This is a genomic window from Mycobacterium sp. Root265, assembly GCF_001428895.1.
Taxonomy (GTDB): Bacteria; Actinomycetota; Actinomycetes; order Mycobacteriales; family Mycobacteriaceae; genus Mycobacterium.
The window spans coordinates 212,229-228,443 of the sequence record NZ_LMJA01000028.1; the positions used below are offsets into that span (position 1 = coordinate 212,229).

30 protein-coding genes and 3 tRNA genes are annotated in these 16,215 nt (G+C 60.2%); 24 read left to right on the plus strand and 9 right to left on the minus strand.

The features are described 5' to 3' along the window. Position 1: 1 nt before the first annotated feature. The 9 genes from ASE48_RS19665 to ASE48_RS19705 form a co-directional block, all read right to left on the minus strand. Positions 2 to 74, minus strand: a tRNA-Lys gene (locus tag ASE48_RS19665). A gap of 40 nt (positions 75 to 114) precedes the next feature. Continuing rightward, positions 115 to 186, minus strand: a tRNA-Trp gene (locus tag ASE48_RS19670). Between the two features lie 65 nt (positions 187 to 251). Beyond that, positions 252 to 324, minus strand: a tRNA-Asn gene (locus tag ASE48_RS19675). A gap of 62 nt (positions 325 to 386) precedes the next feature. After that, positions 387 to 1,109: a hypothetical protein gene (locus ASE48_RS19680; RefSeq protein WP_057168820.1), complete on the minus strand. Its 723-nt coding sequence runs from the start codon at positions 1,107 to 1,109 to the stop codon at positions 387 to 389. Continuing rightward, a complete protein-coding gene (locus ASE48_RS19685; protein WP_057168821.1) occupies positions 1,106 to 2,470 on the minus strand; it encodes a hypothetical protein in 1,365 nt (454 codons plus the stop codon). The genes ASE48_RS19680 and ASE48_RS19685 overlap by 4 nt, the downstream gene beginning before the upstream one ends. A gap of 86 nt (positions 2,471 to 2,556) precedes the next feature. Then, the gene (locus ASE48_RS19690) at positions 2,557 to 3,015 is read right to left on the minus strand and encodes a phage terminase small subunit (protein ID WP_057168822.1); all 459 of its coding nucleotides are present in this window, start codon (positions 3,013 to 3,015) and stop codon (positions 2,557 to 2,559) included. Between the two features lie 335 nt (positions 3,016 to 3,350). Continuing rightward, on the minus strand, positions 3,351 to 3,575 hold the full coding sequence (locus ASE48_RS19695; protein WP_057168823.1) for a hypothetical protein: 225 nt from the start codon (positions 3,573 to 3,575) through the stop codon (positions 3,351 to 3,353). After that, positions 3,575 to 4,639 (minus strand): hypothetical protein, encoded by a 1,065-nt coding sequence (locus ASE48_RS19700; RefSeq protein WP_156409282.1) that lies wholly within the window; start codon positions 4,637 to 4,639, stop codon positions 3,575 to 3,577. Before ASE48_RS19700 ends, ASE48_RS19695 begins: the two co-directional genes overlap by 1 nt. Next, positions 4,626 to 5,306 (minus strand): DUF4417 domain-containing protein, encoded by a 681-nt coding sequence (locus ASE48_RS19705; protein ID WP_057168825.1) that lies wholly within the window; start codon positions 5,304 to 5,306, stop codon positions 4,626 to 4,628. Before ASE48_RS19705 ends, ASE48_RS19700 begins: the two co-directional genes overlap by 14 nt. A gap of 1,757 nt (positions 5,307 to 7,063) precedes the next feature. Here ASE48_RS19705 and ASE48_RS19710 point away from each other — a divergent pair. From ASE48_RS19710 to ASE48_RS19800, 24 genes are all read left to right on the plus strand, one after another. Beyond that, a complete protein-coding gene (locus ASE48_RS19710) occupies positions 7,064 to 7,369 on the plus strand; it encodes a hypothetical protein (protein ID WP_057168826.1) in 306 nt (101 codons plus the stop codon). A 105-nt stretch (positions 7,370 to 7,474) separates the two neighbouring features. Beyond that, positions 7,475 to 7,645 carry a hypothetical protein gene (locus ASE48_RS32765; RefSeq protein WP_156409283.1) on the plus strand — a complete coding sequence of 57 codons (171 nt, stop codon included), beginning with the start codon at positions 7,475 to 7,477 and terminating at the stop codon, positions 7,643 to 7,645. An 8-nt stretch (positions 7,646 to 7,653) separates the two neighbouring features. Next, positions 7,654 to 7,815: a hypothetical protein gene (locus ASE48_RS32770; RefSeq protein ID WP_156409284.1), complete on the plus strand. Its 162-nt coding sequence runs from the start codon at positions 7,654 to 7,656 to the stop codon at positions 7,813 to 7,815. A gap of 64 nt (positions 7,816 to 7,879) precedes the next feature. After that, positions 7,880 to 8,662: a hypothetical protein gene (locus ASE48_RS19715; RefSeq protein WP_235571350.1), complete on the plus strand. Its 783-nt coding sequence runs from the start codon at positions 7,880 to 7,882 to the stop codon at positions 8,660 to 8,662. A gap of 147 nt (positions 8,663 to 8,809) precedes the next feature. Beyond that, a complete protein-coding gene (locus tag ASE48_RS19720) occupies positions 8,810 to 9,193 on the plus strand; it encodes a hypothetical protein (RefSeq protein ID WP_057168828.1) in 384 nt (127 codons plus the stop codon). 2 nt (positions 9,194 to 9,195) lie between these two features. Then, the gene (locus ASE48_RS19725) at positions 9,196 to 9,438 is read left to right on the plus strand and encodes a hypothetical protein (RefSeq protein WP_057168829.1); all 243 of its coding nucleotides are present in this window, start codon (positions 9,196 to 9,198) and stop codon (positions 9,436 to 9,438) included. Continuing rightward, positions 9,435 to 9,734: a hypothetical protein gene (locus tag ASE48_RS19730; protein WP_057168830.1), complete on the plus strand. Its 300-nt coding sequence runs from the start codon at positions 9,435 to 9,437 to the stop codon at positions 9,732 to 9,734. The genes ASE48_RS19725 and ASE48_RS19730 overlap by 4 nt, the downstream gene beginning before the upstream one ends. Before the next feature lies 1 nt (position 9,735). After that, the gene (locus tag ASE48_RS19735; protein ID WP_057168831.1) at positions 9,736 to 9,984 is read left to right on the plus strand and encodes a hypothetical protein; all 249 of its coding nucleotides are present in this window, start codon (positions 9,736 to 9,738) and stop codon (positions 9,982 to 9,984) included. After that, positions 9,981 to 10,139 carry a hypothetical protein gene (locus ASE48_RS32775; RefSeq protein ID WP_156409285.1) on the plus strand — a complete coding sequence of 53 codons (159 nt, stop codon included), beginning with the start codon at positions 9,981 to 9,983 and terminating at the stop codon, positions 10,137 to 10,139. The genes ASE48_RS19735 and ASE48_RS32775 overlap by 4 nt, the downstream gene beginning before the upstream one ends. Further along, a complete protein-coding gene (locus ASE48_RS19740; RefSeq protein WP_057168832.1) occupies positions 10,139 to 10,504 on the plus strand; it encodes a hypothetical protein in 366 nt (121 codons plus the stop codon). The genes ASE48_RS32775 and ASE48_RS19740 overlap by 1 nt, the downstream gene beginning before the upstream one ends. 358 nt (positions 10,505 to 10,862) lie before the next feature. Next, positions 10,863 to 11,120: a hypothetical protein gene (locus ASE48_RS19750; RefSeq protein WP_156409286.1), complete on the plus strand. Its 258-nt coding sequence runs from the start codon at positions 10,863 to 10,865 to the stop codon at positions 11,118 to 11,120. Between the two features lie 5 nt (positions 11,121 to 11,125). Beyond that, positions 11,126 to 11,254, plus strand: a complete 129-nt coding sequence (locus tag ASE48_RS33700; protein WP_268766318.1) for a hypothetical protein — start codon at positions 11,126 to 11,128, stop codon at positions 11,252 to 11,254. Beyond that, positions 11,254 to 11,469 carry a hypothetical protein gene (locus ASE48_RS19755; RefSeq protein WP_057168835.1) on the plus strand — a complete coding sequence of 72 codons (216 nt, stop codon included), beginning with the start codon at positions 11,254 to 11,256 and terminating at the stop codon, positions 11,467 to 11,469. Before ASE48_RS33700 ends, ASE48_RS19755 begins: the two co-directional genes overlap by 1 nt. Before the next feature lie 117 nt (positions 11,470 to 11,586). Beyond that, positions 11,587 to 12,054, plus strand: a complete 468-nt coding sequence (locus tag ASE48_RS19760) for a SprT-like domain-containing protein (RefSeq protein ID WP_057168836.1) — start codon at positions 11,587 to 11,589, stop codon at positions 12,052 to 12,054. Positions 12,055 to 12,181: 127 nt separating this feature from the next. Beyond that, positions 12,182 to 12,346 (plus strand): hypothetical protein, encoded by a 165-nt coding sequence (locus ASE48_RS33165; RefSeq protein ID WP_200962211.1) that lies wholly within the window; start codon positions 12,182 to 12,184, stop codon positions 12,344 to 12,346. Further along, on the plus strand, positions 12,346 to 12,501 hold the full coding sequence (locus ASE48_RS32780; RefSeq protein ID WP_156409287.1) for a hypothetical protein: 156 nt from the start codon (positions 12,346 to 12,348) through the stop codon (positions 12,499 to 12,501). The genes ASE48_RS33165 and ASE48_RS32780 overlap by 1 nt, the downstream gene beginning before the upstream one ends. Next, positions 12,498 to 12,716, plus strand: coding sequence for a hypothetical protein (locus ASE48_RS19765; protein ID WP_057168837.1), 219 nt, complete (start codon positions 12,498 to 12,500; stop codon positions 12,714 to 12,716). Before ASE48_RS32780 ends, ASE48_RS19765 begins: the two co-directional genes overlap by 4 nt. After that, entirely contained in the window at positions 12,713 to 12,961 is a 249-nt protein-coding gene (locus ASE48_RS19770; RefSeq protein WP_057168838.1) for a hypothetical protein, read from the plus strand. Before ASE48_RS19765 ends, ASE48_RS19770 begins: the two co-directional genes overlap by 4 nt. After that, positions 12,958 to 13,197, plus strand: coding sequence for a hypothetical protein (locus tag ASE48_RS19775; protein WP_057168839.1), 240 nt, complete (start codon positions 12,958 to 12,960; stop codon positions 13,195 to 13,197). The genes ASE48_RS19770 and ASE48_RS19775 overlap by 4 nt, the downstream gene beginning before the upstream one ends. Before the next feature lie 2 nt (positions 13,198 to 13,199). Continuing rightward, entirely contained in the window at positions 13,200 to 13,382 is a 183-nt protein-coding gene (locus ASE48_RS19780; protein ID WP_057168840.1) for a hypothetical protein, read from the plus strand. Between the two features lie 244 nt (positions 13,383 to 13,626). Further along, entirely contained in the window at positions 13,627 to 14,136 is a 510-nt protein-coding gene (locus ASE48_RS19785) for a hypothetical protein (protein WP_057168841.1), read from the plus strand. Positions 14,137 to 14,150: 14 nt separating this feature from the next. Then, positions 14,151 to 14,543 carry a hypothetical protein gene (locus tag ASE48_RS19790; protein WP_057168842.1) on the plus strand — a complete coding sequence of 131 codons (393 nt, stop codon included), beginning with the start codon at positions 14,151 to 14,153 and terminating at the stop codon, positions 14,541 to 14,543. After that, entirely contained in the window at positions 14,540 to 15,358 is an 819-nt protein-coding gene (locus ASE48_RS19795) for a RecB family exonuclease (protein ID WP_057168843.1), read from the plus strand. The genes ASE48_RS19790 and ASE48_RS19795 overlap by 4 nt, the downstream gene beginning before the upstream one ends. Positions 15,359 to 15,386: 28 nt before the next feature. Continuing rightward, positions 15,387 to 16,211 (plus strand): BRO family protein, encoded by an 825-nt coding sequence (locus tag ASE48_RS19800; RefSeq protein ID WP_057168844.1) that lies wholly within the window; start codon positions 15,387 to 15,389, stop codon positions 16,209 to 16,211. The last annotated feature ends 4 nt before the right edge of the window (positions 16,212 to 16,215 follow it).

The following is a 16,215-nucleotide window of genomic DNA, read 5'->3' on the forward strand; positions in this document are numbered from 1 at the left end:
GTGGGTGCGGCAGGACTCGAACCTGCGACTTTCCGATTAAGAGTCGGAAGCTCTACCAACTGAGCTACACACCCGAACACCCAAGCCCCTCGTGGAGGCGAGCCTGGGTCTATGCACGCGAGGAGGGATTTGAACCCCCAACCGACGGCTTTGGAGACCGTTGCTCTGCCATTGAGCTACTCGCGCATCTCCCAAGCTGGCCGATCCTAATCGGCCACTTAATCCCTACGGCAGCAGGGAACTTGGGGTAGCTGGCATAGGAGGACTCGAACCTCCAACCGGCGCATTAACAGTGCGCTGCTCTGCCGATTGAGCTATATGCCATTGCGAGGGGTTCCGATGCTGTGAAGGGAACCGCCTCAACCCGTCCAGTAGGTGGGTCAGTCCTATGCCATCGCAGCTGCGATAGCTGCGTCGACATATGCTTTTGTCGCTGCGTCGTTCGGATTAACCGGGGTAGCGACAGACGTGATGGAATTGCCGTCCATGTCCAGATCCTGCTCCATCCAGTTCGTCCCGGCGCCGAGCGTCAGCGCGCCGTCGACTGCTTCCGCGTAGACCCGGAATGGGCCGACTCCGTCGGTGGAGTTCCAGACCGACCAGACGCCTCCGGTGTTCACACCGAACTCGTAAGCCTGGGCGGCATCGGAGTTGAAGAGCACGATCCGGGCGGTGTCGCCTGGGTTGTTCTGCACCTGCAGATCTCGTGTGCTCATCCACCCGGTGAAGTACTTCTGGCCGGTGATCGTTTGGTTGGTGTCGAGCCTGACCGTCTTGGTCACTACCTCGGTGAGGTCTGCCAAGCTGGCCTTGCCTTGTATGTCCTGTCCCATCGTGGATAGGACTTCGAAGATCCCCATTTGTAGGGAGATCATGTTTTCCTCGACATCACCGAGATCTAGGAAGTACTGGGAGTTGCCTCGTAGCAGAGCTGCAAGTCCTTCCAGCTCAGTGGCCAGCTCCTCGGCGCTGACGCCTCCTGAGCCGCCTCCGGGACCGGAGATGAGGTAACCATGCTCGTCGAAGCCGGAAGTGACCTGTCCGACGCCCTCAGAGGTCGTGACGAGGGTTCCAACGCCCCCTTCAGGGGAGCTGCCTTCGAGGATCATCGCTGGACCCGCGTAACGCCGTGGGTGATCGGTTCTCCACCGGCCGGCTCACCGTCCGGGAGGAACACGAGCTGCCACTCGGTGCGGTTGCCGATGAGATCGACATCCTCGCTCTCGACCTTAAGGACAGCCTCGCTGCCGGTGATGTCGAACGTCCACAAGGTCGTGGCTCGCTGACCGCGCTCGACGTATGAGGTGCGGATCTGCGGGACCACGGTGACCTCGGTGATGTCGCTGGTCAAGCCAGAAGCGTCACCCACCAGAAGCGGGTGCGGCCGGTTGCCCATCGCGTTGATGAACTCGACCGTGTAGCTGTGGTTCCAGTACTGGTCGACGGTCACCGTGGTGATGGCGCCGACGAGCAGGATCTGGTTGTTGAAGAACGTCGTCAGCATCGCTGCGGAGAAGATCACGTCGAACGTCAGCAGGTCGACTTCGGCGTAGCCCTTCACCGACCGGCACACGATCGTGAAGTCCGTGTTGCTGGTGATGATGAACTCGAGCTGGAGGGTCTGCTTGTCATCGAACAGGTCGAAGAACTCGTTGATCTTCCGGGTCAGCAGATCCATCATCCGGCCGTCGAGCACAGCTCGGCGCCCGTTCTGGATCGTCTTCGTGCTGAAGCGGGTGAGTAGGTTACCGGTGGTGCCGCCACCGAAGAAGTCGCCAGCGTTACGGGCGTAGGCCCGGACCTCGATCAGGTCGATGTCCCGAGAGGACAGCAGGCCGACGTACTCGATTCGGAACCTCTCGCCTTGGCTGCCCGCCACGTCGGTGACGGTGACGTTGCCGACGCCGAGCTGGGGGATGCCTTCCAGGGCTGCCTGGATCTGGGCTGCGTTGGATTCGAACGAGATCGGCTCAGAGTCGTTCTCCCGGTAGGAGAGGATCATGTCGCCCTCGCCGAGCTGCTCTCCGAGCCAGCCCAGCAGGTTGTAGACGTTCAGCTCTTGGATCTCGTTACGGCTGACACCGGAGAGGTTGAAGTTCAAGTTCCACACCGGATTTAGGCCGGTGCGGGAAACAGCGACGTTACCGGCGCCGATGGCCGGTACGTTCTCCAGCGCGGAGCGGATGTCGATGGTCAGGTCGTAGGGCGTCTCGGTCGCGTCGTAGTACTCGATCGGGTCGGATGCGACACCGTTGTAGCCGAGCGTGTACTCGCCGTCGTCGGACTGGAGGATCTCGACCTGCTGGATGCAGTTGTGCTCGCCGCCTGTGTACAGCTCGAAGAACAGGTCGCCGGGCGGGTAGTCGACCGGGTTCTTCTGCAGGTCAACGTTTTTGAACGTCCACCGAAAGTCCCGGCCAGTCTGAAGAACAAGGTCGTCGCGTTCAAGAATGCGGCCGATGTCGGGCATGGGAACCTTTCGTGGGGAGAGTGTCTAACCCCGGAGGAGGGAGCACCTGGTAGCGGCAGGTCTCAGAACCCCCTCCGGGGGACCATTTACCCTCCGTGCCCGCCTGCGGCGAGTCGCTGCTTCAACACGTCGGTGAGTCCAATGACCTTGGCCCCATTAGCGATTGGGACACGCTCGATCTCGATCCGAGCGCGTCGTCGGTCACCTTCGGTGAGCATCAGTGCGGAGAGCATCTGGATGATTGCGGTGAGCTTCATGGCGCCGATCGGCTTGCCGTTGTGTCGGGCAGCGATCAGCTCTTCGTTCAAGGCGAACAGGGTGATTCGTGCGAACTGCCAGTCAGTCGGCTCGTAGAACTGCGTGATGGCAGAGTCCTTGATGGACTGGTACATCTCAGCGATAAGCTCGTGAGTCTCGCCGTTGTGGCTCAGATCGCCCATCTCGGGGATCCGAACAGCACCGATCGCGGTGACCGTGGCGGTCTCCTGATCCGGCTTGTTACGGCGGGCGCGCTCATCGTCCCGCTTCGGGGGTGGACCTGGCATTTCGTTGAGCCTCCTGGGCTGAGCGAGCACCAGGCTCGCTATCTATCGGCGCCCAGGATGGCGTTCTGCTGGTCGCTTCCTTCGGGCTTTGAGTTCCGCTCGGCGAGAGACGCCTTCAGCGGATGATTTCTTGTCGTGGCAGAACGAACACGCAGCCCTCAGGTTGTGACGGCTGTGGTCGTTGCCTCGTTTGACGTGGTCAACATCGGTGGCCACCCGGATGCAACCTGGCATCTCGATCTGGCACAGATAGTTGGCGTCACGCAGAACTGGGAGACGGTATTTCGTCTCCCAGTCCGGGGGTAGTTCTTGCCGACGTGTCGAGTCGGCCCAGCTCACAGCGGAGGGAACAGTTGGTCGAACCTCGCCCACAGCGCCGCTTCGGCGCCGTCGACATCTCCACCGGTGGTCACCGCGTGCCAGATCTCGTGCTGCTCCATGTCGCAGGGGATCCCAGAGCCGACGGGGAGGATGTCCCCGCCTTCGCGATAGTGAGCGACCCGCTTCTCGAGGGTCTCGCGGATGCGGTCTTCCGAGAACGATCCGTATTCGGACTTCACTAGGTCACTCCCTTCACTTTCTTGGCTTCTGCGAGCACCAGTTGGTGGATCAGCTTGGACATTGCCTCGGCCTTGTCTCCGCGCATCTCTACGTCGGCGAACGCTTCAGCGATTGCCTCAACGATATATGGACCCTTGTCCCGGTCGCTGTTCTCGTACGAGTACGCAGAGACGAGCTTGGTGGACATCCACTTGTTGTACTGCTGCCGGAACTGACCAGGGGTCGGATTGTTGCCGCTCCACAGGTCATCGATCATGTCCGCGTACTCCGGGCTCGTGCGGAACTTCGACTCCAGCGCCGCCTCGATCTTGCGCTGCGAGCCGCCCTTGCCGTTGATGTCCATGACGTGACCCATCTCGTGGATCATCGTGTAGTAGACCGGTCGAGCCGCGTAGTCGTCGTTGTACTGGGCGTACTTGTTGTCGTAGTACGACCGCTTGGACGCGCTCGCGGCGCGGGCACGGTCAGCGTCAGAGGCCAACGGGGCGTTGATCGCCACGTAGTGGCCGATGCCGTCTCCGTGGATGCTGAACACACCAGACGCGTGAGCGTAGGAGCTGGTCTCTTCACCGCGAACCGGGTAGTACTCGCCTCGAAGCGCCTTCAGCTTGACGAACGGGTACTTCGTCAGGATGTCATCGACCGCCTGGGCGAACTGGCGAGTCGACTCGAGGCTGAGTTCCTTCGGGGTAATCCCGGCGCCGATGCGGCCGGGAGGCTGCACGGAGGAGAACTCGGGGTTAACCAGCGAGTGAACGTCGATGCCCCACTTGTTGCGGATGTGGAGCGCGATCTCCTGGCGAGTCTTTGCGGTCTTCAGAACGTCGTCTTGAGTGCTCGGTTGCCCGATGACACCACTTCCAGAGCCTGAGCCGTTACCGCCACCGGTCTGAATGCCGCCAGTGCTGGTGCTGCCAGTTCCACCGGAGCTTGAGCCCCCGCCTGAACCGCCACCACCGCCGGCCGATCCTCCACCAGGAGAACCGGCGCCTGCGCCGCCGTTGCCTCTATTGCCGCGACCCTTTCCGGTGCCAGGGCCGGAACCGCCTCTACCCTGTCCCATCGGTGATCTGCTTTCGTCGTCGGTCCCAGAAGGTCGGATATTCACGAACCTCGGGGAGATCCAGGCCATCGCTATAGCGGAGCTGGCCGTAAGACAGCAGCAGCTTCGGTTGAGTGCGATCGACGAGCTCTTGGAGCCCGTCTCTAAATAGAGCCTGGTCGGATTTATATTTATGGGCGCCCATAGAGCTGGTCGCCACGATGGAATTAAGCGGAATCCCATCGAAACAGAAGTTATACGTATCCGGCGTGCCCCAATGGGCGGTCGGAATGACGTTTATGCCGTGCGATTGCCAATAAGCGCCACACCAGCGGTTGCGATATACGTTCCAGACCTGTGCGGCCATCGGCATATCGACCCATATGCTGAAATCGGGCGTCAATGACGCTCCGACCGCTTTTACGCGGTCGAGGAGACGCTCGGGGGACGACCAAACCGTCTCGAAACGGTAGTCGTCAAGGAAGAAGTGCAGGGCGCCATCGTTCTCAGCGGAGAACTCACGCTGTCGCGGCATGTTCCACGCCGCCAGGTTCTCTGGCTCGAACTCAGTCGGTGCTAGATCGGGGATCTGGTACGGAGACGAGGAGTCGAAGACCTGTCGCAGGTTGAGGACATCGAACTTCCCCGGTTGCGAGTTCCAGAAGGCGCTGGTTCGGGTGCCGAACAATTGGCACCCCTTCTTTTAAGCCGCCTCAGGGCGGCGCTAAACCCGCAGTTGCGGGTTGACTGATGACCGGCCGAAAGCCGGTCTGATCAGGAGCGACCCTTGGAGGTCGCTCTTCATGAGCGAGACGCCTGAAGCGTCTCTTAAGAGGGGCTCTTGCCCCTCTATATATAAGTAGGTGTATGCACTTGACACCCACCACCGGAGGTGGTACAGCTCACACTTCTAATACGAGCGCCCTGAGAGGCGCTCTAATGAATGGCCCTTACGGTGACACGCGGATGCGTGGAAAATGCGCCAGCGTCGAGCTGGGCGCTCCTGACTAGCCTCTCAGTGCGAGCTCAGTGCGAGTTTGGGCTTCGGAACCCGTACAGGATGTCTCGTCCGCATTACCGACCGGTCAGTGAGGGGGCCATGGGGGACTCCCCCCTGGGGGTCTGACCTGCGAAGACACGCTCACGAGCAAACTCGTGTCACTCGATGCCATGTGTCACTCGATGTCATCTCTCATCTCAGCAACCCCTCATTCTCACTCGATATGCACTCTGACATGCGCTTATGTCTCGTGCCGGCCAACGCGCTAGCTAACACATGCACACGCTCACCCATGCGTGACCAGGGGATATGCGACTGACCAGCGTGTGACCAGCGACCGGGGCATGTGTACCGGGCACGTAGTGAGCGGCATATCAGCGTGGATATCAGCCGCGGATTCACCGGCTGACCAGCGGGTTAGGGGATAAGCGGATTAGTGCGACCGAATGCAGCCCGAGGAATGCGAGTGACCGGCCGTCTGCGGCCGCATCGAATGACCGGGGGGATACCGGGTCGATAGTGAGCGGCATATCGGGCTGGCGAGCTGGCAGGACGTGTCCTCTCAGGAGGTGAGTAGGGGACCGACCACCGAACGGTGCCGATAAACCGGCTGTGAGCTGCTGAGAGTGCCGATACTGGCCACTGTGGGGGGAACGTCCTGGGCAGACGGTTCTGAGGGGCTGGCAGGGCGCCTAGGGCGCCAGGAGGTCAACGGGTGAATAGCGAGCTGACCTGCGGGAATTGCGTCGACTTGACACACACCGTCTCGGGGGTCTAGCTTAGTGATTGTTCAACCAGCGTCCCGGAAACGGGGTCGCAGCCACCGGTGAGAATCCGGTTCCGAGAATCACTCGCTTGACACTCGCCGGGCATTCATGCTAGGTTTTTGTCACAACTTCAAAGCGGGATTCACCGGGTACCAGATCGGCGCATAGTCGATCGGCCTAGGGGATAGGGAGAACTAGGGTCTCCCGATCGCCAGCCACCCGAACTTGACTCCCACCACCGAAGCTGATAGAGTGAGAATCGAACAAAGAGCTTGACGGAAAGCCCCCGAACTGCCAGTCGGGATGTCGCTACCGGACTAAGGTGACTAGACCTTAGGTGCAAGCAATATCAGACCTCCCCTTGCAGGGGGCATAGTCTTGGGGCCACGATTAGGTCCGACAAAGAGCAAGCGTCGAGCTCGCTGAGAGAGGTCTCTCAGTAAGGCGCTTAGCAATACATAGACGAACACGGTAACCGGGTTAAGCGACACTGACAGTGATCTCCGGGCCGAACGTCATAAAACATATTTCGGGTAGCGATTCGACTTAAGGGTTGATTCGGGAACCTAACGGCAGAACCTAAGGGTTGATGCTTATTCGGTGAGGGTTCAATTCCCTCCTGCCCACTATGCCTGAGCTTTGATCTCAGGCTTGACTCACACCACGAAGGGACTAGGCATGGACGTGATCAGCAACAAGATGCGAGACGTGCGAGTGACTGAGCGAGTGTCCATCGGCCGCGACTTCATTGCTCCTGAGCTTTCACCCGTTCGGTTGGTTGACCAGGAGATGGTCAAGGGACTGCGCGGCTGGACCTCCGAAGACAAGGTCACAGATCTGACCGGTGAGCACCTGCCGAAAGGGTTCGCTGAGCGCCAGCTCGAAGAGTTGACCATCGGTATCGCACCACGACGGGCTGCCGTCAAGCGTTCACCTCGCCGGGTCCGCAAGGGTCCGTCTGCCCTCAAGCTCGCTGCTCGCTAACTTGACACCCACCAGGAGACTAGACATGAACGTCCGCAAGGTTTACATCGCCGGTATCGGTTGGGTTGCCTCACGAGGCAACAGCGTCTACCGGGTGAGTGGCAAGTGAACGGCCATTACGAGATCACCACACCTGACGGGGTTGTGATCGTGATCGTAGGTATCCACGAAGTCTTCGACCATGTGTCTGAAGTGTGGCCTGAAGCCGTCATCCACGGCACCTCGATCAACGACGGCAAACAAGAGTTCGCCAAAATCCGCTACTACTCGAACTAGGGATAGCCATGCTCACCATCGCTGCAAGTGATCTCCGTCCGGGAGACATCATCGAAACCACCGCCACGGTCAAGGTCCATGACGTGCGCCGCGACGGTCGCAAGGTGTGGGTCAACGGTCGCGAATACAGCGACACCACGAGGGTTCGCATCCATGGAAGAAAGTTCTAGGCATCTCGACGGCTCCGGTAGGCGTGGTTTGAGGGTTCGAATCCCTCTCGGAGCACTCATCAACTTGACACCCACCGAAGGGATAGCTATGGCTACCGAACGTATGGTCATCTGGCAAGGCAAGAGTGAGCTCGACGGGTCCGACATCATCGTGCTGGCCACGGGTGTGCCGAAGGCATCGAAGCGCGTCAGCAAGGCACGGTCCTCGGCGAACGTCAAGACCGGCAACATGATTCAGATCCACATCGTGGTCGACGGCATCCTGCCGCTGGAAGCGTTGAAGCAGGGTCTCGATCAAGCTGTGTGCGGTATCTGCCCGCATCGTGGCAAGGCATCGGGTGGCACCAACGCGTGCTACGTGAACCTAGGCAAGGGTCAGAACAGCATGATGCGCTCTCACCTGACACGAGGCTCCGCACCCTTCCGGGTTGAAGCATTCGCCGGCCAAAAGGTGCGGTTCGGCGCCTACGGCGACCCGGCCGCAGTGCCCTTCGAGGTGTGGTCCCAGATCCAAGCTGTCGCTGACAGCACAACGGGTTACACACATCAGTGGCGCATCGCTGACCCTAGGTTTGCTGAGATCTGCATGGCATCGGCTGACTCGGTCGAAGATCGCCGTGAGGCACGGCTCAAGGGTTACCGGACCTTCCGTGTCCGCACCAAGGCATCGGCACGTCTCAAGGGTGAGGTTGTCTGCCCAGCGAGCAAGGAGGCCGGTTACAAGACCGTCTGCGCCACCTGCATGGCTTGCGGAGGTACCGACACCGGTCGGGCACAAGACATCACCATCATCGCTCACGGCCCGACGGCGAAGCGCTTCGCTCCGCTCTCGCTCACTGTCATCTAGGAGGCAAGGCATGTACGACGCCGACGACTACTACCAGCGTGAGTACTTCGAGATCGAACTCAACAGCGGGGCACGGCTTTCCGTGAACCGTAACGGCCGGTGCGAAGACGCGCCGTGCTGCGGCTGCTGCAGCTAAGGAGACAAGACATGCCCGAACCGACCATCGTCACCGGATACGACGCCATCGACGCGCTGGCGTACTACCGACTAGGTAAGGATGCCGAGGTCATCCGTGAGCACGACTGCGGTATAGACATCGACAACGCTGCGCGGTTCTATGACCGCGAGCGAGAGACAGACATCGAGCAAGTCATGTGGCAGACGCTGCTGTACAGCGATCTCCGCAAGCTCGAAGGTACCGGCTACACCATCGAAGATCTGTTCACCGCCAAGGTGATTCAGGGACCACAGTTCGGCAACACCGACTCCCAGTTGGTGGAGTTCTCCATCCATGAAGACATCTTCGACGGTGAGTCACGAGGTACTCACTTCGAGTTCTACTACGGCGACAACTACATGGGAGACGAATAGATATGACCACCACCGAGACTCGCAAGCTGTCCGCCATCGCCGCTGAGATCAACGAGGTGTGGCCGAAGGTGTACTTCGCTGCGCTGCCGTACCTGGAAGCGATGAGCGAGCTGACCAGCATCACCGACAGCTACTACCAGGACAGCGCCGAAGACATCGTCCGTCGCTTCGTGCTGAACGCCGCCACCTGGCGCGGCGAGGATGCACGCCGGATCAAGGCAGAACTGAAAGGCATGTACCGATGAGCAATCCCCCGAATGACTGCTACCGCAAGAGCTTCAATCCTGAGGCTGACCGCGTGCTCACCGCTGACGGTGTGCGGATCACGCAAGGTATGCGGGTCTGGACGAACAACCTCGACCACGGCACGGTCGACCTGAGTCGTGCTGAGTACGAATGGCACGGCCCAGAGGGCCGCTACGTCCTGTGGTTCGACGTGAACGTAGACACCACCTACAAAGGCGCGGCTGTCTCGCAGCGCGACTACCTGAGCCACGATCGCGTAGCTGTGAACCACCCATTCACCGGAAGGAAGGCGTGACATGCCCGTCAAAACCGCTCGACTCCTGACCAACTCGGCTACCTATGCGACGGCTCTCAAGCCGGGTGATCACATCATCTTCGAAGGTGTGGCACAGCAGGTAGATTCGGTCACCTACGCCCCGGTCACGTCGGAGGTGGTGTTCTCGACCATCGCACGAGGCTCCAACGGCTCGACCGTCAAGGGGACACATCGTGTCTCTGCTCACGAGAGCTTCCGCAAGATCGAGATCGCGGACGTGGTCCGGTGAAGAAGGTAACGACCGTCACCGTGTACATCGACGGTGCCCGAGAGGGCAACCTCGACACTCCGCTGTTCCACCTGCAGCTCAAGGAGTTGATCGACGGGTTCCTACCCTCTGACGGCATCACCATGATCAGCGCCATCGAAGAGAGTGAGGTCTGATGCGAGTCTTCGTGTACGTCAACCTGCACCAGACACGCCGGAACGGCGACACCTGGTACTCGGTACAAGCCTTGGAAGGAGACTTCAAGGGGCGTGTGCGCCACCACAGCGGGCACGTCCTGCTCGGAGGTGTGAAAGGTGTGGTTCGGCCGGCTGGCCGTCAGCGTGTGCTCACCGAGGGCAGGAAGAACGTCCATGCAGGCATGGTGGGCGAGCTGATCTCGCTACTGCCTCAAGACTTCACAGGCTCGAAGATCACGTACAACCCCTACAAGTACAGCAGCTTCGTTCACTTCGTGACCGAGGCACCGTTCGTAGGCGCTGACCGCGTCTACCTCTCGGACGCTGGCGTCCGCGCAGCTTGACACACACCACCTAACGAAGGGCAAGACATGAGCCGACTAGACATCGAGGGCCGCGTCTATCTCTCTGAGAAGACCGGTCCCGAATACGAGGTGCCATGCCAGTGGTTCGCCAAATGTGAGAACCCGGCGAACGGCCTTCGCTCCCATCCGATACTCACCCAGGTTCCGACCTGCCAACGGTGCGACGACAAGATCGCACGGATCAACGGAGAAGCCGGATGATCACTGCCGCAGATCTCAAGGCAAGGCGTGAAGAGATTGACCTCAAGGAGAGTCGAATGCCCTTCCGAGCTGCCAACGTTCGTCCACGACGACCGATGACCCCGTACACCCACTCTCGACCTCGCTAGGAGATCTCATGCACAAGGCACCAGGGTATGCAATGGCCGCTGTCATGGCGGTGTGGTCGTTCGGCGCCACGATGGCGCTGGGCGAGCTGTACGTCGCTACCGCAGAGGCTCGAAGCCAAGTCGTGACGGTCGACGGTGTCGACTACCCGGTGTGCTCCGAAGAGGACTGCTCCGATCAGGTTGGGCAAGTAGGTGTCTGGATCTCTCCCCGAACTGGGGAGCACTGGCTGTCGCTCGGTGAGCACAGCATTCACATCGAGAGGTGAAGTCCATGAACGAACGTCTACAGGCGCGGCTGGAACTGCGCCGCTCGAATGCTGCTGTGCGGCACAAGAACAAGGCACGAGCCTTGAAGCGCCCCGGCAAGGGGAATCGTCACAACTGGAAGAAGGATTCATAATGCTCCGCAATCTGTTCGCTGCCCTGATCACCGCTGGCGCGGTGCTCGCTCCCACCTCTCTGATCGTCGCTCCGGTGACTCAGGCGGCGCCCTGCCGCGTGATCCCCGCTCCGGGCTGTGATTCCACCATCCAGCCCAACGATCCGATGAAGCCCAAGGAGGCGAAGCAAGGCAAGAAGAGCCCGCGTTCTGCGGGCAACCCGTCGGCTCGATAGCCGACAGCCCTAACGGTTGCCGGATGGTTCTCCACTGAAAGAGGTGGAGCCGTCGCGGTGGCGCGTTCGATTCGCGCCGGGGCGCTATCAGATTCCCAACGACACAAGGAGATTCCGATGACCGCCATGATGACCCGCACCGAGCACATGACGATGGCACAGGCCAGGGGAGAGGCTCGAGCGTTGCTCGCCGAGCATGGGCTCGTGGGATGGACCCTGGTCTTCGACAACGCGAAGAAGCGTGCAGGCCAGTGCAACTACCGAGCCAAGACCGTATCGCTGTCGCGGTACCTGATGGCGACTCGCTCGGCTGACGAGACTCGGATGACCCTCACCCACGAGGTCGCCCACGCTCTCACTCCCGGCCACCACCACGACGCGGTGTGGCAGCGCAAGCATCGCGAGCTGGGTGGCAACGGACACCGTTGCTTCCAGATGGAAGGCGTGGATCCCAAGGCTCCGTGGATTGGCACCTGCAGCAAGGGAACCGAGCACGCCCGCTACCGCGCTCCGAAGTCGCTCACCGGCTGGTCCTGCAAGTGCAACAACTCGGCGAAGCATCCGCTCACCTGGGCTCGACGGTGACGATCAAGGCGAAGTGCAAGCACTGCTCATGGAAGGCGAAGTCGCAAGGCTCCGTGTTCCTCTACGTCGCGATGCACGCGCACCGCGATGCCACCGGCCACAAGGTCAAGCTCAAATAGGAGATGTGATGGACGAGACGATGTACGTGGTCGTGGACTACGACGGACAGAAGTTCCCCTACCTCGCTGAGGGTTTCAATGACGCGCTGCAGAAGCACAGCGATGCGACCGATGCGATGCACGAGGTCGAAGGCATCTTCGGCTACGGCAGCACCCGCGTGGGGTTGATCTGATGGACCCCGACGAGGCACTGCAGATGCTGCTGGCACTCGCCACCAGCGACCTCAAGGAGTTCGGCGATGAGGTACACGAGATGGCCAACCTGGCTCTCGCCCTTGACGGCTGGCTCCGTAACGGAGGATTCCTCCCGAAGGCGTGGCAGCGATGAACATCGAAGACATCGCGAAACTGCAGGCGGCTCTGGAGCGTTGGGACGCGATCATCGAGACGAGGGATCGATTCATCGCGAAGAACGATGACCCGAAGAACTTCCAGCCGCTGTGCGGCTGGGAGGACTACGACGAAGCTCTGACCGACTTCAAATCTGACCTCGTCGACGCAGGCGAGCAACTGGCACAAGCAATCAAGGAGATCCTCGGATGACGCAGACCATCTTCGACTTCGAAGACATCGAAGAGCTTGTCAAGAGCCCTGACCGGGCGAACCGCGTCCACCGCGCAGCGTGGGCGCTCGACCACTACGTGATCCTCTCGGGTCGAGATGTGATCGAGACCGGGATCTCTGACCTGATGGCTGATCTCCTGCACCTGGCCGAGGCGGCTGACATGGACATCGACAGCTTGATCGACTCTGCCCGCACCAACTACGACGAGGAGCGAGACGAGTGAAGGTCAAGGTCGTCACCCTCACGGTCGAGTACTACGACACTCTCGAGACGAGCGTCCACAACGATTCGGCCGGCGCCGTAAAAGAGCTTCGAGAATGGTTTCACTCGAAGCACACTCAGCTTGATCTTGACTTCACCCAGGCCGAACTCGACGCGATGAGCGTCGATGATTTCCGAGAGATGTTGGAGAACTACTCGGTGTCCAACTACATCGCTGAACATGAACTGGAGGTATAGACATGTACGTAGACGACATCTTTGACAAGGACGAACTGTTGGGCCTTCAGGAGGAGGTTCAGCTCAACCTCGACGCCAACCCTGGCAACGAACAGTCACAGTGGGACATGGAAGACATCACCCAGCGCATCAACCAGTTGACGCGTGAGGTAATTTCGCCTGAGCAAGTCTTGGAGGCGAGCTAGCGGTACATCTGTATGGGGTAGCTCACACGACACTCTGAGAGTTTGCTTATGTAACTATCACCACACTATGTTTCAAAAACGCACTGCCCAGTCCCCGCAGCGCACACTCCAACCAACACCCGGTGTCAGACCCCAGCTTTAGGGTTAAGACGCAGCCCAATGAATTGAGAGTTGCCTTGACAAGCACCTACAATCCACCTTGACAAAGTTGGAACAACTGAATCCTTACTCATGGAGGTAAAACATGAGCGGCAAAAACCACAGAGCCCCGCTGGTTTTCAGCGTGGTTGAAGACTTGCGAAGAAGGGGATACAACCAGTCACAGATAGCAGAGATGCACGGGGTAACCCGGCAGGCAGTTTCGTGGCAGAAGAAGACATACGGAGGATCCTTGACCCCACGCCAGATCGTTCAGAAGGCGTGGCCTTGGAAGACCTCCGATGCCCACGGTAAGTCGAAGGCTTACCAGCATCTTCGTAACCACGGTGAGTTCATGGCGACCGGTGGCCGTGACATGAACGAAGACAAGATAAATCGCCTCAAGTCGTGGTGGCAGAAGCTGCGCGACGAGAACGTGGTACTCGAATTTGACCCGAGCATCCCGCCGATCCCCGGCGTGAGCCCTCACGGCGGTTTCAGGTACGTCCCCCGACTGGCGTCGGATGGGGATCTCCTGATCCGGGTCAACGAGCACACCGATCTGTCGGACGAGGGAGAGATGATCTGGTGCTGGCCACCAGACAGCTCTGAATAGAACAGGAACAGATCGTGCCGCTTTCCCACATTGCGAGTCTCTTCGACGGAGTCCACTTCGAACCGGCCGAGGAGATCGTTGACCGGCCAGGGTGGCTGTTGGCGCAGAAATGCAAGTTCTGGTCGGAGTCAGATCCGACTCAACAAGGGACGATGCTTTTTGTGTACCGCAGCCCCCTGATGCCCTGTACACACAAGTGGTACCAGCCTGTAGCAGCCGAACTGCTTGCAGCAGAGAAGATCAACATCCTCGCCGACATGCAAGTCGTGGACGAGGGCATGATGCACGGCTCAGGGCAAAGCCTCATCGTCGGAATAGTCGGCCACGACTTCGTAGGTCCGCACACAGTCGATGAAGCTGTCGCCATTATCGCCGATGCCTACAGCACAGAAAGCGAGGTTGCATGACGGTTGGTAAATCCCTACCGCTGCGCTCGGTGAGCCAGATCAACTCGTTCACCCGGTGCCCGATGGCCTACAAGCTGTCCCGAATCGACAAGGTGTGGCCTCGACCGGCCGCATGGCTCCCTCAGGGAACCGCATTCCACGAGGTCGCAGAGCTCGTCGAGATCTGGGAAGGCTACGGCTTCCCCCTGACCCTCGAAGAGGCGCAGGACATGTTCCGTGTCTTCTACGCCCGCGACATCAACGCGCTGACCGAAGAGACCCCGAACTTCGACTTCTGGTCGTGGTCTGGTCCCTACAACGGCGAGCGAGATACCGAGCGCCGCTACGAAGTTGGGCTCGAACAGGTGGAGAAGTTCTTCGTCTGGCGAGCCTTGAAGGGCCAGGACATCTGGGTCGCACCGGATGGCACGGAAGCGATCGAGCTGGACTTCAAGATCGAGCTCGACGGCATCATCGTCCGAGGATTCATCGACGCTGTCGTGGTGGTCAACGGGGAGCTGCGCGTCCGTGACTACAAGACCGGCAACACGCCGGGCGACGACTTCCAGCTGGGCGTCTACGCCCTGGCGGTCGCGATGAAGTACGGCGTGGAGGCCCCGAAGACCGGGGACTACTACATGGCCGGCAAAAAGGGCAAGAAAGTCGTGGTCACGCACCCATTCGATCTGACTGAGTGGACGCGAGAGAAGATCACGGCGAAGTTCCACGAGGTCGAATTGCTCATCCAGGCAGGCGATTTCGAGGCACTCCCAGAGGCTGACAAGTGCAAGTTTTGCGATGTCAGCTTCTCGTGCCCTGTTTTTAACGCGCAGTAACTTGACACCCACCAACAAGAGAGAAGACATGACCAACACCATCGAGCAGTTCCGCTTCCAGTCCATCCCGTCCGTCGCAGACGGCGGCACCGTCACCGACGTTCAGCTCCGCACCTTGTCCATCGACGGGGAGCCGTGGTTCATCACCCGCGACGTGCTCGACGTGCTCGGTCTCAGCCGCTCGTCCAGCTCCCTGCTAGACCCCTCTGACAAGGGGGTACACAGTGTGGACACCCCCGGTGGCCTGCAGGATTACTCCGTCATCAACGAATCCGGGCTGTACGCCTTGATCCTCAAGAGCCGGAAGCCTGAGGCTGCAGTGTTCAAGCGTTGGGTCACCGCCGAGGTGCTCCCGACCATCCGCAAGACCGGCGCCTACGTCGACCCGGCGAGCGAGCTGGCGCAGAAGATCGCGACCGGCGATGTGGAAGCGATGATGGCTGGCTTCGCGATCGCTCTGCAGACCGCCCAGGACGCTCGTGCGGCCCTGGTCGTGGCAGAGGCTGAGAAGGTCGTGCTGGAAGCCAAGGTCGAGGGCGACGCCCCGTTCGTGAAGGCGGCTATCGAGTTCTTTGACGAGGAAGCCATCTACTCGCTGCGCGACTCGGCGCGGAAGCTCGGCGTCCCGCCGCTGACGTTCAACGACATCCTGCGGTCGTGGGGCTGGATCGATGAGAGCAGCACCGCTGCCAAGTCGTACTCCGTCTCCAACGGCTTCGCGGTGAACCGCGTGTGGATGCACCCCGGCTCGGGAGCAGCCACCACTCAGGGCCGGCTCACCAACAAGGGCATCGAGCGTGCAGCCATCAAGCTGCAGAAAGAAGGCACCTGGACCGGTTACGCCAAGGTCTAGCTTG